Annotated in this window: 13 protein-coding genes; 7 read left to right on the top strand and 6 right to left on the bottom strand. The window is 74.0% G+C overall.

The genetic code is table 11. The annotated features are described in order from the left end of the window. Positions 1–244: 244 nt before the first annotated feature. Positions 245–457 (top strand): DUF6894 family protein, encoded by a 213-nt coding sequence (locus ACLBXP_RS00375; protein WP_447665533.1) that lies wholly within the window; start codon positions 245–247, stop codon positions 455–457. 25 nt (positions 458–482) lie between these two features. Here the strand turns inward: ACLBXP_RS00375 and ACLBXP_RS00380 are convergent, their stop codons facing one another. Both ACLBXP_RS00380 and ACLBXP_RS00385 read right to left on the bottom strand, forming a co-directional pair. Then, positions 483–1,706 carry an AI-2E family transporter gene (locus tag ACLBXP_RS00380; protein WP_447665534.1) on the bottom strand — a complete coding sequence of 408 codons (1,224 nt, stop codon included), beginning with the start codon at positions 1,704–1,706 and terminating at the stop codon, positions 483–485. Positions 1,707–1,708: 2 nt separating this feature from the next. Next, the gene (locus tag ACLBXP_RS00385) at positions 1,709–2,176 is read right to left on the bottom strand and encodes a molybdenum cofactor biosynthesis protein MoaE (RefSeq protein ID WP_447665535.1); all 468 of its coding nucleotides are present in this window, start codon (positions 2,174–2,176) and stop codon (positions 1,709–1,711) included. 122 nt (positions 2,177–2,298) lie between these two features. Here ACLBXP_RS00385 and ACLBXP_RS00390 point away from each other — a divergent pair, with 122 nt between their 5' ends. Then, positions 2,299–3,318 carry a gamma carbonic anhydrase family protein gene (locus tag ACLBXP_RS00390; protein ID WP_447665536.1) on the top strand — a complete coding sequence of 340 codons (1,020 nt, stop codon included), beginning with the start codon at positions 2,299–2,301 and terminating at the stop codon, positions 3,316–3,318. Between the two features lie 8 nt (positions 3,319–3,326). Here the strand turns inward: ACLBXP_RS00390 and ACLBXP_RS00395 are convergent, their stop codons facing one another. Then, positions 3,327–3,947, bottom strand: coding sequence for a TetR/AcrR family transcriptional regulator (locus ACLBXP_RS00395; RefSeq protein WP_447665537.1), 621 nt, complete (start codon positions 3,945–3,947; stop codon positions 3,327–3,329). 198 nt (positions 3,948–4,145) lie between these two features. Between ACLBXP_RS00395 and ACLBXP_RS00400 the strand changes: the two genes are divergently transcribed. Further along, complete coding sequence (locus ACLBXP_RS00400) at positions 4,146–7,574, top strand: acyl-[ACP]--phospholipid O-acyltransferase (RefSeq protein ID WP_447665538.1); 3,429 nt, start codon at positions 4,146–4,148, stop codon at positions 7,572–7,574. A 15-nt stretch (positions 7,575–7,589) separates the two neighbouring features. Here the strand turns inward: ACLBXP_RS00400 and ACLBXP_RS00405 are convergent, their stop codons facing one another. Beyond that, positions 7,590–8,759, bottom strand: a complete 1,170-nt coding sequence (locus tag ACLBXP_RS00405; protein ID WP_447665539.1) for an aminotransferase class I/II-fold pyridoxal phosphate-dependent enzyme — start codon at positions 8,757–8,759, stop codon at positions 7,590–7,592. A gap of 354 nt (positions 8,760–9,113) precedes the next feature. Here ACLBXP_RS00405 and ACLBXP_RS00410 point away from each other — a divergent pair, with 354 nt between their 5' ends. The 3 genes from ACLBXP_RS00410 to ACLBXP_RS00420 are packed head-to-tail and all read left to right on the top strand — an operon-like array spanning position 9,114 to position 12,699. Further along, on the top strand, positions 9,114–11,417 hold the full coding sequence (locus ACLBXP_RS00410) for a transglycosylase domain-containing protein (RefSeq protein ID WP_447665540.1): 2,304 nt from the start codon (positions 9,114–9,116) through the stop codon (positions 11,415–11,417). An 8-nt stretch (positions 11,418–11,425) separates the two neighbouring features. Then, the gene (locus tag ACLBXP_RS00415) at positions 11,426–12,106 is read left to right on the top strand and encodes a DUF1214 domain-containing protein (protein ID WP_447665541.1); all 681 of its coding nucleotides are present in this window, start codon (positions 11,426–11,428) and stop codon (positions 12,104–12,106) included. Beyond that, entirely contained in the window at positions 12,094–12,699 is a 606-nt protein-coding gene (locus ACLBXP_RS00420; RefSeq protein WP_447665542.1) for a DUF1254 domain-containing protein, read from the top strand. Before ACLBXP_RS00415 ends, ACLBXP_RS00420 begins: the two co-directional genes overlap by 13 nt. 39 nt (positions 12,700–12,738) lie before the next feature. On the opposite strand, the gene ACLBXP_RS00425 is transcribed toward ACLBXP_RS00420, so the two are convergent. Continuing rightward, on the bottom strand, positions 12,739–13,539 hold the full coding sequence (locus ACLBXP_RS00425) for a hypothetical protein (RefSeq protein ID WP_447665543.1): 801 nt from the start codon (positions 13,537–13,539) through the stop codon (positions 12,739–12,741). Positions 13,540–13,544: 5 nt separating this feature from the next. Further along, positions 13,545–13,769 carry a hypothetical protein gene (locus ACLBXP_RS00430; protein ID WP_447665544.1) on the bottom strand — a complete coding sequence of 75 codons (225 nt, stop codon included), beginning with the start codon at positions 13,767–13,769 and terminating at the stop codon, positions 13,545–13,547. A 435-nt stretch (positions 13,770–14,204) separates the two neighbouring features. Here ACLBXP_RS00430 and ACLBXP_RS00435 point away from each other — a divergent pair, with 435 nt between their 5' ends. Next, a complete protein-coding gene (locus ACLBXP_RS00435) occupies positions 14,205–14,489 on the top strand; it encodes a hypothetical protein (RefSeq protein ID WP_447665545.1) in 285 nt (94 codons plus the stop codon). Positions 14,490–14,509: the final 20 nt, after the last annotated feature.

Here is a 14,509-nt window from a genome sequence, read left to right on the forward strand (position 1 = left end):
GACGAGAGACTACCACTTTCGGTGCCGCCGAGACCGCGGGCACGAGGTAGCCGGCCCTAGATATCCGAACGGCGGATTGAAATCTCGACCCGATTACAACAGAAGGCGCACAACCGCGTCGGGGGACGCTTAAAAGTCTGTTAACGTAAAGGATGCACCTCTCGAAGCCACGGCCGCAGGATGGCAGTCTACGTACGTAGTTCCGTCCGGCGATCGGGACGCAGAGCATTCGAGGGAGGTTCGCGTGGCAGTTCGCTTCCACTTCGACCTTGAGAACGGCGAGGACACGATCCGCGACGAGGAGGGCGTCGAGGCGGTGGACCTGAGCGAGGCCATGACCGAGGCGGCGTCGGTGATCCAGGACTTCCGTCGCGAGCTGGGCGCGCGCGTGCCCGACCGCTGGACGCTGGCCGTCCGGGACGAGACCGGCGCCGTCGTCGCGCGGCTGTCGGTCTGAGGCATGGCCGCGACGCGCAGGCCGGTCAGGAGTCCGGGCGCTCGCCGAGGGCGTCCTCGACGTAGAGCTGCTCGAGGAGGACCTTGATCACCGCCATCATGGGCAGCGCCAGGGCGATGCCCCAGAGCCCGAACAGCACGCCGAGGAGCAGCTGCCCGGCGAAGATCGTGGCGGGCGGGATGTCGAGGGCGCGCTTCTGGATGAGCGGCGTCAGCAGGTAGCTCTCCAGGGTCTGCACCGCGAGGTAGACGCCGAGCGCGCCGAGCATGGCGGTCGGCCCCGAGGCGAGGCTCGCGAGCAGGATGACGAGGCCCGCCACCAGCGGCCCGACCGTGGGCACGAAGGCCAGGAGCCCCGCCTGCAGGCCGAGGATCAGCGCGCCGCCGACGCCCAGGAAGGTGAGGCCGCCCCAGGTGCACAGGAAGATCACCGCCATGGTGACGAGCTGGCCGAACAGCCAGTGGCGCAGGGTCTCGCCGGCCCCGTCGAGCACCCGGGCGCCGCGCCAGCGCCGGTGCGGCGGCACGAAGCGCAGGGCGCCGTCGCGGTAGCTGCCCGGGTCGGCCGCGAAGGCGAGCCCGAAGAAGGCGATCACCAGCCCGTTGCCGAGCGCGTTGAACAGGCCGAGGACCACCGCCGCGGCGGGGCCGAGGATGTTGCCCGCGTCCGAGAGGAGCGCCCCGGGGCTCTTGAGGGCCCCGGCCGCGAGGCCGGCGAGGCCGCCCTCGGGGCGCCCGCCCCCCTCCGACCGGCCGCCCGACGGCTTGTCCCGGCCGCCGGACCCGCCCCCCTGCTCGCCGGCCTGCCCGCCGCCCTCCTCGCGGGCCTTGCCGCCCTCGACCGCCGCGAGGAGGGGCGCGTCGATGCCGTGCTCCTTCAGCCAGCCGCTCACCGTGCCGGCCTGCCGCTGGATGGTGTCGCCGAGGTCGCGCCCCTGCTGGACGAGGGTGGCGCCCCCGAAGCTCACCAGCCCCGCAACGGCGGCGGCGAGCGCGAGGCTCGCGAGGGCGAGGCGCAGGCCCCGCGGCAGCGGCAGGACGTAGTGGAGACCCCGCGTCAGCCCGTCGAGGAAGACCCCGAACAGGGCGCCCGCGAAGATCAGCAGGATCGTCGCCGAGGCGGTCCAGGCCAGCGCCAGCAGCGCCGTGAAGGCCACCACGGCGATGCCGGCGCCCGCGAGGGTGCGGGCGCTCATCGGCGGGCGGGCGGCGGGGCGCGCTTCGGGGCGGGCGTCGGTCCGCGGGTCCATGCTCAGGCCTCCCAGCGCGCGGCGGCCGCGTCGTCCTGCTCCATCGCCTCGACCCAGGCGCCGAGGCTGCCGTCGGCGCGATGCTCGCGCTTCCAGAAGGGCGCGCGGGTCTTGAGGTAATCCATGAGGAAGCTCGCGGCCTCGAAGGCCGCGCTCCGGTGGGCGGAGGCGGCGAGGACGAGGACGATCCCCTCGCCGGGCGCGACGAGGCCGTGGCGATGGATCACCCGCACCGCCGCGAGGGGCCAGCGGGCCCGGGCCGCCTCCACCGCCCGGCCGATCTCGGCCTCGGCCATGCCGGGATAGTGCTCGAGCTCCAGCCCCCGCAGGCGCCCGCCCTCGTCGCGGCACAGCCCCGAGAAGGTGACGATCGCGCCGGCCCGCCCGGCGAGCCCGGCCTCGAGCCGCGCGATCTCGGCCGCCGTGTCGAACGGCCCGGCCTGGATGGAGACGGGATCGGGAGCTGACATCGGGTACCTTTGCGCGCGCCGCCTCGCCTGACAGGCCCGCCGCAGGGGCCTATATGGCCTCGCGACCGAGAATCCGAATCCGAAACGGCGCGCCGGCCCGGTTCGTACAGCGAGGAACCCGCGTGAGCCCCGACCTGATCCTGCCCTACGAGGGCGCCCAGCCCGCCTTCGCGAGCCGCCCGGTCTGGTGCGGCCGGGGCAGCACGGTGATCGGCGACGCGCGGATCGGAGCCCAAGCCTGGATCGGGGACGACGGGGTGATCCGCGCCGACGGGCAGACGGTCGCGATCGGCGACCGGTTCTGGCTCGGCCACCGCTCGACCGTGCACATCGCCACCTTCGCGCACGGCACCACCGTGGGCGACCGGGTGACGGTGGGGCGCAACGCCGTGGTGCACGCCTGCGCGGTGGGCTCCGACGTGGTGATCGAGGACGACGTGGTGATCCTCGACGGGGCGAGCGTCGGGGACGGCGTGGTCATCGAGGCGGGCGCCACGGTCTTTCCCCGGGCGGAGCTGCCGGGGGGCTTCGTCTACGCCGGCAGTCCCGCCAAGCCCCGTCGCGCCGTCGACCCGGCGGAGGTCGCCGAGCGGGCCGAGCGCCTGCGCGAGGCGGCCGGAGAGGGCGCGCCCGCCGCGGAGGCCGCCGCGCCGGAGCTGCCCGAGGACGTCTTCGTCGCGCGCACCGCGCGCCTGCAGGGCCGCGTCAGCCTCGGGGCCGGATCGAGCGTGCTGTTCTGCTGCGAGCTCAGCGCCGAGGGCGGCCCGATCGTGCTCGGCGCCGACAGCAACATCCAGGACAACAGCGTGATCCGCACCCGCGCCGAGGGCGTGGTGATCGGCCGCGACACCACCATCGGCCACAACGTGCAGATCGCCGATTGCCGCATCGGCGCGCGCAGCCTGATCGGCATCGGCGCGCGCATCGCCCCCGGCACGGTCATCGCCGACGACGTGATGCTGGCGGCCGGCGCCACCACCGACCCGGGCCAGCTCCTCGCGGGCGGCCATCTCTGGGGCGGCCGCCCGGCCCGCATCCTCGGCCCCCTCGACGAGGCCAAGCGCAGCATGATGGCCCGCATCATCGAGGGCTACTGCGCGCACGGGCGGGGCTACCGGGCGGCGCAGGCGGAGGCGCCCTGAAGCTCAGGTCAGGAACTGCTTGCCAGGAACCGCCCCACCAGCAGGCGCCCGAGCGCCCGCGGCGGCTCCGGGGTGAGGACCGCGAGCTTGCCCGAGGTCGAGAGGGCGGCGAGGCCGTGCAGGGCCGCCCACAGGGCCGCCACCGCCTGGGCCCGCTCTCCGGCCTCCGGGATCAGGGGCGCCAGCACCGCGTCGACGAGGCCGGTCGCCCGGCCGAGCGCTTCGGCGTACCAGTCCGGGAAGGTCTCGCCGAGGGTGCCGTCCTGCGGCAGGGCGTGCTCCAGCACGAGGCTCCAGACCTGCGGATCCGCGGCCACGAAGGCCAGGTAGGCATCCGCCACGGCGAGCGCGTTGGCGCGCGGTTCGGCCTGATCCGAGATCGCCCCGGCCAGCGCGGCGTGCAGGCGCGCGAAGGTGCGGGCGTTGACCCGCAGCACCACCTGCCCGAGGTCGCCGACCGCGTTGTAGATCGAGTTCGGCGCGTAGCCGATCGCGGCGGCGAGCGGCCGCATGCCGAGCGCCCGCGCCCCCTGCCCCCGCACGATGTCCTCGGCCGCCCCGGCCACGAGATCGATGAAGCCCGCCCGGTCGTGCTCCCCCCGCGGCCCCGCGCTGCGCCTGCCGGCCATGGCCCGCCTCCTCGCGCCCGTGCGTCAGCGCACCCGGCACTCCGCTTAGATTGCACCTCGTGCAAAATCAACTTTGCGCCCAGCCGTCGATTTGGCATATTGCACATCGTTCAAAAAGGCGGCCGTCGATACCGCTGCCCGCCGGATTTGACCTTCAAGCGCGCCGTGGGCAGTCATGGCGCAGCCGGGGAGACCGCCATGTTCCGATCGCTGATGACCGCGCGGCGCTTCGCGCCCCTGTTCTGGTGCCAGTTCTTCTCAGCCTTCAACGACAACTTCCTGAAGAACGCGCTGGCCTTCCTGATCCTGTTCCGGATCGGCGACGCGGCGAGCGAGGCGGGGGGCGGCCACGCCAGCATCCTGATCACGCTCGCGAGCGCGGTGTTCATCGGCCCCTTCTTCATCCTCTCGGGCCTCGGCGGGCAGCTCGCCGACCGCTACGACAAGGCCCTGATGGCGCGGCGCCTGAAGTTCGCGGAGATCTTCGCGGCCGGCACCGCGGTGGTCGGCTTCCTGCTCCACGCCGTGCCGGTGCTGTTCGTGGCCCTCGGCCTGTTCGGCACGATCGCGGCGCTGTTCGGCCCGATCAAGTACGGCATCCTGCCCGACCACCTGCGCCGCGAGGAGCTGCCGGCCGGCAACGCGCTGGTCGAGGGCGCGACCTTCCTGGCCATCCTGCTCGGCACCATCGCGGCGGGGCTCGCCAGCGCCGCGGGCGGCGGCGGCCTCCTGTTCGGCGCGCTCATCATGGGCTTTGCGGTGCTGTGCTGGCTCGCGGCCCGGGCGATCCCCTCGACCGGAGAGGGCGCGCCGGAGCTCGCCGTCGACCGCAACGTGCTGCGCTCGACCGCGGGGCTGCTCCGCGACCTCTGGGGCGACACCCGCCTGTGGCGCGGCTCGGTGATCGTGAGCTGGTTCTGGCTCGTCGGCGTGGTGGTGCTGTCGCTCCTGCCCGTCCTCGTGAGGACGCATCTCCACGGCTCCGAGACGGTGGTGACGCTGCTGCTCGCCACCTTCTCGATCGGCATCGCGCTGGGCTCGGGCCTCGCCTCCTGGCTCGCGAGCGGCCGCATCGTGCTGCTGCCGACCCCGGTCGGCGCGGCGCTCATGGGCCTGTTCGGCCTCGACCTCGCCTGGGTGGCCGCCCACCACGCCGCCGATCCCGGCGCGCCGATGATCGGCGCCCTCGCCTTCCTCGGCACCGGCACGGGCCTGCGCGTCGTCGTCGACTTCCTCGGCCTCGCGGTGGCGGGGGGGCTCTACATCGTGCCCCCCTTCGCGGCCGTGCAGGCCTGGACCGACAAGGCGCGGCGCGCCCGGGTGATCGGCGCCGTCAACGTGCTCACCGCCGCCTTCATGGTGGCCGGCACCCTGGCGCTTGCCGGGCTGCAGGGGGCGGGCGTCGGCATGGGCACCCTGATCGCCCTGATCTCCGTCCTGAACCTCGCCGCCGGCGCCGTGATCCTGTGGACCCTGCCGACGAGCCCGTTCCGCGACTTCCTCTCGATCCTGTTCCGGGCCTTCTACCGGCTGGAGGTGCGGGGCCTCGAGAACGTCGAGAAGGCCGGCCCCAACGCCATCGTCGCCCTCAACCACGTCTCGTTCCTCGACGCGCCGCTCGCCCTCTCGCTCCTGGAGCAGGAGCCGGTCTTCGCGATCGACCACGGCATCGCGCAGCGCTGGTGGGTGAAGCCGTTCCTGCGGATCACCAAGGCGATGCCGCTGGACCCGACCCGGCCGCTCGCCACCCGCACGCTGATCAACGCGGTCAAGGGCGGCGAGACGCTGATCATCTTCCCCGAGGGGCGCCTCACCGTCACGGGCAGCCTGATGAAGGTCTACGACGGGGCCGGCCTCATCGCCGACAAGTCCGGCGCCATGGTGGTGCCGGTGAAGATCGAGGGGCTGGAGCAGACCGCCTTCTCGCGCCTCTCCCGCGCCCAGGTGCGCCGCCGCTGGTGGCCGAAGGTCACCGTGACGGTGCTGGAGCCGGTGCGCCTCACCGTCGATCCGGCGCTCAAGGGCAAGGCCCGGCGCCAGGCGGCGGGCGCCGCCCTCTACGGCATCATGTCCGACCTCGTGTTCCGCACGAGCGACATCGACCGCGGCGTGATGGCGGCCCTCTGCGAGGCGGGCGCCCGCTACGGCTGGGGGCGCACGGCCGTGGAGGACCCGGTCACCGGCACCCTCACCTACCGGCGCCTCGTGATGGGCGCGAACGTGCTCGCCCGCAAGCTGATGCCGCTGGCCCCGGAGGGCCGGCCCCTCGGCGTGATGCTGCCGAACGCCAACGGCGCGGCGGTGACCTTCTTCGCCCTCGCCTCGGCGGGGCGGGTGCCCGCGATGATCAACTTCTCGGCCGGGCCCGCCAACATCCTGTCGGCCTGCAAGGCGGCCGAGGTCGACACCATCCTGACCTCCCGCGCCTTCATCGAGAAAGGGCGGCTCGGCCCCCTCGTCGAGGCGATCGCGGGCTCCGTGAAGCTCGTCTACCTCGAGGACGTGCGGGCGCAGGTCACGACCGGCGACAAGATCCGCGGCTTCCTCGGCCCCCTGGCGCCCCTGGTGGAGCGGCGGGGCGCGGACCCGGCCGCCATCCTGTTCACCTCCGGCAGCGAGGGCACCCCGAAGGGCGTGGTGCTCGCCAACCGCAACATGCTGGCCAACACCGCCCAGGCGGCCGCGCGGATCGACTTCGGCCGCTCCGACAAGGTGTTCAACGTGCTGCCGGTGTTCCACGCCTTCGGGCTGACGGTGGGGCTCGTGCTGCCGCTGGTCTCAGGCGTGCCGGTCTATCTCTACCCCTCGCCCCTGCACTACCGGATCGTGCCGGAGCTGATCTACGGCTCGAACGCCACCATCCTGTTCGGCACCGACACCTTCCTGACGGGCTACGCGCGGGCCGCCCACGCCTACGACCTGCGCTCGCTGCGCTACATCCTGGCCGGCGCCGAGGCCGTGAAGGAATCGACGCGCCGGACCTACGCCGAGAAGTTCGGCCTGCGCATCCTGGAGGGCTACGGCGTCACCGAGTGCGGGCCGGTGCTCGCCCTCAACACGCCGATGTTCAACCGCTTCGGCACGGTCGGCCGGATCATGCCCGGCATGGAGGCGCGGCTGGAACCGGTGCCCGGCATCGACGAGGGCGGCCGCCTGTTCGTGCGCGGCCCCAACGTGATGCTGGGCTACCTGCGCGCCGAGAAGCCCGGGGTGCTGGAGCCGCCGGCGGAGGGCTGGCACGACACCGGCGACATCGTGACGATCGATCCCCTCGGCTTCATCACGATCCGGGGCCGCGCCAAGCGCTTCGCCAAGGTGGCGGGCGAGATGGTCTCGCTCGCCGGCGTCGAGGCGCTGGCCGCCGAGCTGTGGCCCGAGCACCCGAGCGCGGTGGCCGCCGTGCCGGACGCCCGCAAGGGCGAGCGGCTGGTGCTGTTCACCGAGGCCAAGGGGGCGACCCGGGCCGCCTACCAGAGCTTCGCCAAGGGCCGGGGCGCCACCGAGATCGCGATCCCCGCCGAGGTCGTGGTGTTGGACAGGATCCCGATGCTCGGCACCGGCAAGGTCGATCAGGTGGGCGTCACGCGCCTCGCCCGCGAGCGCGCCCAGGCCGCCGAGGCGGCCTGAGCCGCGGGGCGGCGGCTACCCGGCCGCGCCGAGCTCCCGCAGGGCGGCCGCCAGCGCGTCCACCTGCGCCTCGCTCTGCGCCGCCGAGAAGGCGACGCGCAGGCGGGCGGTGCCGGGGGGGACGGTCGGAGGCCGGATCGCCACCACCAGGAAGCCGCGGGCCTCGAGCGCCGCCGAGAGCCGCAGGGCCGCCTCGGCCTCGCCGACGAGGACCGGCACCACGGCGCTCTCGGCCTCGGGCAGGCCGAGCCGGGCGGTGAAGCGGCGGGCGAGCGCCAGCGGCCGCGCGCCGCGCTCGGGCTCGGCCTCCAGGATCGCGAGGGCTTCGAGGGCCGCCGCCACCGAGGCCGGCGGCAGGCCGGTGGTGTAGACGAAGCTGCGGGCCCGGCTCGTCAGCAGGTCGATGACGCCCTGGGCGGCGCAGACGTAGCCGCCGTAGGAGCCGAGCGACTTCGAGAGGGTGCCCATCTCGAGCGGCGCCCGGGGGCCCGCCTCCACCACGCCGAGGCCGTGCGCGTCGTCGACGAGCGTCCAGGCGTCGTGCGCCTCGGCGAGCCCCAGGATGTCGCCCATGGGCGCCCGGTCGCCGTCCATGCTGAAGACGCGCTCCGTCAGCACCATCGCGTGCCGGTGGCGCCCGCGGTGCTCGCCGAGCAGGCGCGCGAGGTCGGCGACGTCGTTGTGCCGGAAGGCCACCACGGTCGCGCCCGAGACGCGCGCCCCCGCCCACATGCAGGCATGGGCCAGCGCGTCGATCAGCACGAGGTCGCCGGCGCCGACGAGGGCCGGCGTGATGCCGAGGTTGGCGAGGTAGCCGCTGCCGAAGACGAGGGCCGCCGCCTTGCCCTTGTGGCGGGCGAGGCGCGCCTCCAAAGCCGTCAGCAGCGGGTGGTTGCCGGTCACGAGCCGCGAGCCGCCCGCCCCCGCGCCGTAGGCCGCCACCGCGCCCTGCGCCGCCGCGACGACCCGCGGGTCGTGGGAGAGGCCCAGGTAGTCGTTGCACGAGAAGGAGACGAGGCGGCGGCCGCCGCGCTCCGCGCCGGCCTCGGGCCCCCGCACGGTCTCGGCGAGCCGACGCCGCAGGGCGGCGGCATCCAGGCCCGCCAGTTTCTCGCGCGCGAAGGTCTCTAGGCTCGACACGACGTCACCCGGTTCGACGGCATCCGACACGACTTGGCGCGACATGCGCCGTTCCATGCGCCGTTCCAAGGCGCCGCGGCGGCGCGCCTGTCAAGCATCGGGGCCTCGGACCCGGGCCGCCAGGCCCCCCGCGGCCGCCAGGCCGTTGCGGCCGCTAGGCCCCTCGCGGCCGCCAGGCCGTTGCGGCCGCCAGGCCGCCGCAATCCCGCATCAAGGTTGATGCGCCCGTCCGGCGCCCGGCGCGGGGCGGAACGGACCGTCCCTGCGTTGTCGTCGCGACCGGGTGGGACGCCGCGGCCGGTCATCGAGTCTCGCGAACGGGCGCGAGGCTTGGTAAGAGTGGGGCCGTGGGAGGCCTCCGGCCCCGTTCCGGTCGTCCCGAGGAAGCGAATCCGAGCCGTGCGCCTGCCGAACGCCAGCAAGCTCCTCACCCGCATCAGGCATGCGGCGCTCGGCTTCGACGCCTGGGTCAACGCCAGCCTCTACGACGGCGGCCGTTCGACCGGGGCGGCCTACGAGCGCTTCCAGCAGCGCATGAGCGTGTTCTCGGTCCGGGGCTGGAAGCGCGTCGTCCTCGACCTGACCAGCGAGGGCGTCACCCTCGGCACCGGCGGCGCGGTGCTGATGCTGGCGCTGGCCCAGCCGGCCTTCAACCTGACGAGCGACAACTGGCTGAAGCAGCAGGACCTCGCCGTCACCTTCCTCGACCGCTACGGCACCGAGGTCGGCCGGCGGGGCATCAAGCACGACGACTCGCTCAAGCTCGACGACTTCCCCGACATCATGATCAAGGCGCTGGTCTCGACGGAGGACCGGCGCTTCTACGAGCACTGGGGCATCGACCCGATCGGCACCCTGCGCGCCCTCGTCAACAACTCGCGCGGGGGCGGCAACACCCAGGGCGGCTCCTCGATCACCCAGCAGCTCGCCAAGAACCTGTTCCTGACGAACGAGCGCTCGCTGGAGCGCAAGGTCAACGAGGCGTTCCTGGCCCTGTGGCTGGAGAGCCACCTCACCAAGAACGAGATCCTGAAGCTCTACCTCGACCGCGCCTACATGGGCGGCGGCACCTTCGGGGCGGTGGCGGCGGCCGACTACTACTTCGGCAAGCCGCTCAAGGACATCAGCCTCGCCGAGGCCGCGATGCTGGCGGGCCTGTTCAAGGCGCCGACGAAGTACGCGCCCCACGTGAACCTGCCCGCCGCCCGCGCCCGCGCGGTCGACGTGCTGCACAACATGGTGGAGGCGGGCTTCGTCACGGAAGGCCAGATCCAGACGGCCCTGCGCAACCCCGCGACGCCGGTGACGCGCACCCGCGACATCACCGCCGACTACTACCTCGACTGGGCGTTCGGGGAGATCAAGGCGCTCGCGGATGCCGGCAAGCTGAAGAACGACCGCGTGCTCACCGTGAAGACGCCCCTCGACATCGCCATCCAGAAGCGGGCCGACCAGGTGGTCGAGAACGTGCTGCGCCAGCACGGCGACCAGTACGACGTGGACGAGGCGGGCGTGGTGATCCTCGACCCCGACGGGGCGCTGCGCGCCATGGTGGGCGGCGCCGATTACGGCGAGAGCCAGTTCAACCGCGCCACCGACGCGCTCCGCCAGCCCGGCTCCTCGTTCAAGCCCTACGTCTACGCGGCGGCGCTGGCCTCGGGCCAGTTCCGGCCGGACACCACGGTGGTCGATTCGCCCGTCTGCATCGGCAACTGGTGCCCGCAGAACTACGGCCGTTCCTTCTCGGGCCGCCAGCCGCTGTGGCTCGCTGTGGCGAAGTCGATCAACACCATTCCCATCAAGGTCTCGATCGCGCTCGGCAAGGCGATGGGCATCACCCACGAGGGCAAGGCCGCGAAGGCCGGCCGCGCCAAGATCATCGAGACGGCGCACGCCATGGGCATCACCACGCCGCTGGTGGACTCGGTCTCGCTGCCGATCGGCTCGGCCGAGGTGACGGTGATCGACCAGGCGGCGGCCTACGCGGTCTTCGCCAACGGCGGCCGGCGGGCGAAGCCCTACGCGGCCACCGAGGTGCGCAACTCGTCGGGCCAGGTGATCTACCGCCACGACGACGAGCGGCCCGAGCAGGTGCTCTCGACCCAGGTCGTCGCCGACATGAACTACATGCTCAACAAGGTGGTCGAGGAGGGCACCGGCAAGCGGGCGCAGCTCGAGGGCATCAAGGTCGCGGGCAAGTCCGGCACCACGAACGCCTACCGGGACGCCTGGTTCGTCGCCTACACGGGCAACTACGTCGGCGCCGTCTGGTACGGCAACGACGACCATACCTCCACGAACAAGATGACCGGCGGCTCGCTGCCCGCCATGACCTGGCACGACATCATGGAGCCCGCCCACCAGGGCATCGAGCTCAAGCCCCTGCCGGGCCTGAAGGAGAACGCCCGGCCCGCTGCGCAGGCCAGCGCCGGCCCCGCCGCCCAGGCCAGCGCCGGCAACGCCTCCGGCAAGCTCTCGCGCCGCTCCTTCGAGGTGATCGAGAGCCTGAACGGCCTGTTCCGCGAGGTCAACGCGACCCCCGCGGAGGCCCGCAAGGCGGACCCCAAAGCCGACACCAAGGCCGACCCCAGGCCCGCGCCCAAGGCCGACGCCCGGCCCGGGTCGCGGGCTTCGGCCGGCGCGCCGCCCGGCGAGATGGCCGAGGGCAGCCGCCCCGCCGGCGGCCGCATCGGGACCCCGTGAGGCCCGGCATGGCAGGCACGATGGAAGCGGCGCGCGCGGCCGGCCCCCCGGCCCGGCGGAGCCTGGACGGCGCCGGCCGGTTCCTGGCCCGGCTGGTGCGGAAGAGCTCGACCGTGGGCCTCACCCTCTACGCCCTCGCCCTCGGGGCCGTGCTCGGCCTCGCGAGCGCCGACTGGGCCACCCGGGGCGGCTACCCGTTCGGCGGCGTCGCGGTGGGCGCCTGGACGGCCTGGCCGCGTGCCGGCTCGACCGCGGCCGACCCCTACGCCCGCGCCGTCAACGCCCGCCGCGGCGAGATCCCCCTGGCCGTGGGCGAGGGGATGCTGCTCACCGCCGCGAGCGACGAGGGGGGCCGCGGCCTCGACGCCACCTGCACCTACGCGGTGACGGGCGTGACCCCACCGGCCCGGGCCTGGACCCTCACGGTGGCGGGGCGCGGCGCGCCCGACCCCGACCGGCCGCGCCTGCGCGAGGGCTTCACCTCCACGGAGATCCTGCGCGAGCGCGACGGCCGCTTCCAGATCACGGTGGGGCCCGAGGTCGCGCCGGGGAACTGGCTGCCGAGCCCCCGCGCCAGCGGTCCGATCCGGCTGGCGCTCCGGCTCTACGACACGCCGGTGGCGGCGAGCGCCGGCACCCTCGACCGCGGCGCCGTGCCGACGATCACCCGCCTGAGGTGCGCCTCGTGAACCCGCGCGTCCTCTACGCCACGCTGTGCGGCCTCGTGCTCGCCGGCCTCGTCCACGTCGCCACGGTGCTGGCCATCCCGCTCCTCTCGGAGAGCGACGCGCTGAGCCGCGCCCGCACCAGCGAGAGCCTCGACCACCCGCAGCGGATCTACACGCTCTCGACCGGCGACAATCCCGCGCCCGCCGAGGCGTGGCTGCCGATCCCAGATCCCGCCGTCGCCGTCGGCGTCTGCGCCTACAACCTCGAGGACGGGCCGATGCGGGTCTCGGCCCGCACCGGGGCGCTGATGCTCTCCCTCGCGGTGCACGGGCGGCGCGGCGCCTTCTACGCGGTGACCGACCAGGCGGCCGTGCGCGGCGCCCTCGACCTCGTGGTCCTCACCCGCGCCCAGTACGACGAGGCCCTCGCCAACGAGGACGAGAACGAGCCGAGCCGGGACGTGCGCATCGTGGCGCCCGAGCGCCAGGGCTACGTGGTGGTGCGGGTGATCGCCGGCCTCCCGAGCCAGCGCCCGGCCGCCAACGCGGCCGTGCAGGCGGTCTCCTGCACCATCGACAGCACCGCCGAGGACCCGCCGAAGGCGGGGGGCTGAGGTCCGCCGGCCCGACCGCGGGGGCCGGTGCGACGCGTCTCAGTTCTTCACGACGAGGGGCGTCCCGGCGAGGGCCGCGGGGCCCGGCCCGGCCTCGATCTCCGGCAGCAGGCCGCAGCGGAGCGCCGCGTCGGGCGGCAGCAGCGGATCCAGGAGCGCGCGGCGCGCATCGAAGGCGCCGATGCTGCGCTCGGCCGCGACCGACTCGGTGCCGGGCACCTCGATGACGAGATGCTCCAGGGCGTAGCGGTAGCGCGCCGTGCGCAAGCCGGCCTCCAGCCGGACCCAGGCGATCAGGCAGCGGTTCTCGGCGACCCGCATGGCCGCGTTGCGCACCTCGGCGTCGTCGAGGACCCGCACGAAGGGCAGGGTGCGCAGGCGCAGGGCGTCGGCCTCGGCCACCCGGGCGGCGAGCGTCGCGAAGGGCGGGATCAGGCGGGCATCGGCCGTCGCGTCCTCCCCGAGTCGCCGGTAGCGCGAGACCTGCGAGCGGAAGGGCCCCGCCATCAGCACATCGTGATAGGCGGCGACGTCCGGCGTGCGCCAGGCCGGCGGCAGCACCCGGGCGCGGGTGAGGTTCGCGAACGCGTCGAGGAAGGCCTCGCGCCCGGCGGCCGGCATCAGGAAGCGCCAGGAGCGGTCGCGCAGGGTGCGCTCGTCGTCGGTCAGCGGAAAGTCGGAGGCCGGTCCGCCCCGCTCGCGCGCCGCGATCGTGCCGGTGGCGTCGATGAGGGCGTTCCAGGCACTCGGGGCCGGCCGTCCGAAATCGCCCTCCTGCGCGCAGCCCGCGACGAGGAAGGGCAGGAGTGCGACGGGGAGCGCGACCCTTGCGCGCAGCATCGCGGTCAGGAGGTGCGGCGGCGCGGCTCGGCCGCCAGCTCGGCCGGCGCGTCGGCGGCGGGCTCCCGGGCGTCGAGGCGCTCGTAGCGCACGCCGAGGAACAGCAGGATCTCGGCGCTCCCCGCCTCGGCAGGGCCGCGACGGCTGCGGCGGCCGGCCGGGAAGGGCACGACCTGTCCCGGGGGGCGGGTCGGTGCGTCGCCGGGCATCGGATGGGGGGCAATGGTCATCGGTCGGCTCCTCCGGGTGGGGTCGGGTATCCCGCTGCGCGCCGTTCGAGGGGCAGCGGGGTCCGAGGGGGGCCCGGGTCGCGGTCAAGCTGCTGCCGGGATCATCAGCACGCGATGGTTAACGGAGCGTTTCCGGTCTGCGGCGGCGACCGTGCCGGTCCTGCCGGGGTGGCTGGCGTGCAACTTGCGTGAGGCTTCCCCGCCCATGGCGGGCGTTTCCTCCCTGACACTCGGCCCCGCTCGCGACGCGCGCGGGGCCTTTTTCGTCCGCGCGGGCGTCGGCGGCCTCGCGTTGCACGGGAGCCTCACCCGCTCCCCGGATGTCGCACGGAGCGGAACCGGTCGCCCTCCGGGCGCTTGCATAGCCACTGGAATGCCCGATATGCCCCCCGGACTGGGCACACGCACACCGCGATCATCGAAGGACACCGCTGGATGCGACTGGACACGACACGCGCCGCGCGCAAGGCCGCCCTCACCGCCGCGCCGCTGGCGCTCCTGATCCTGGCGGCGAGCCCGGCCCTGGCCCAGCGCGAGGACCAGGGCCTGCAGCTCGGCTGTGCCAACGACTATTTCCGCCTCTGCGCGGGCGTCGACCCGAACAGCCCGGACGCCGAGCGCTGCATGACCCGCAACCGCAAGCGCCTCTCGCCGGAGTGCCGCTCCGCGATCGGCGACTACGACCGCCGCACCGGCAGCCGCTCGATGCCGGAGGACTGAGGCGAAGGCTCCTCGGACAA

This window comes from Methylobacterium sp. A54F (assembly GCF_053346035.1).

Coding starts and splice junctions, on each gene's coding strand:
- ACLBXP_RS00430 (WP_447665544.1), bottom strand. CDS start 13,769: ATGACCATTGCCCCCCATCCGATGCCCGGCGACGCACCGACCCGCCCC.
- ACLBXP_RS00380 (WP_447665534.1), bottom strand. CDS start 1,706: ATGGACCCGCGGACCGACGCCCGCCCCGAAGCGCGCCCCGCCGCCCGC.
- ACLBXP_RS00400 (WP_447665538.1), top strand. CDS start 4,146: ATGTTCCGATCGCTGATGACCGCGCGGCGCTTCGCGCCCCTGTTCTGG.
- ACLBXP_RS00385 (WP_447665535.1), bottom strand. CDS start 2,176: ATGTCAGCTCCCGATCCCGTCTCCATCCAGGCCGGGCCGTTCGACACG.
- ACLBXP_RS00415 (WP_447665541.1), top strand. CDS start 11,426: ATGGCAGGCACGATGGAAGCGGCGCGCGCGGCCGGCCCCCCGGCCCGG.
- ACLBXP_RS00395 (WP_447665537.1), bottom strand. CDS start 3,947: ATGGCCGGCAGGCGCAGCGCGGGGCCGCGGGGGGAGCACGACCGGGCG.
- ACLBXP_RS00405 (WP_447665539.1), bottom strand. CDS start 8,759: ATGTCGCGCCAAGTCGTGTCGGATGCCGTCGAACCGGGTGACGTCGTG.
- ACLBXP_RS00425 (WP_447665543.1), bottom strand. CDS start 13,539: ATGCTGCGCGCAAGGGTCGCGCTCCCCGTCGCACTCCTGCCCTTCCTC.
- ACLBXP_RS00435 (WP_447665545.1), top strand. CDS start 14,205: ATGCGACTGGACACGACACGCGCCGCGCGCAAGGCCGCCCTCACCGCC.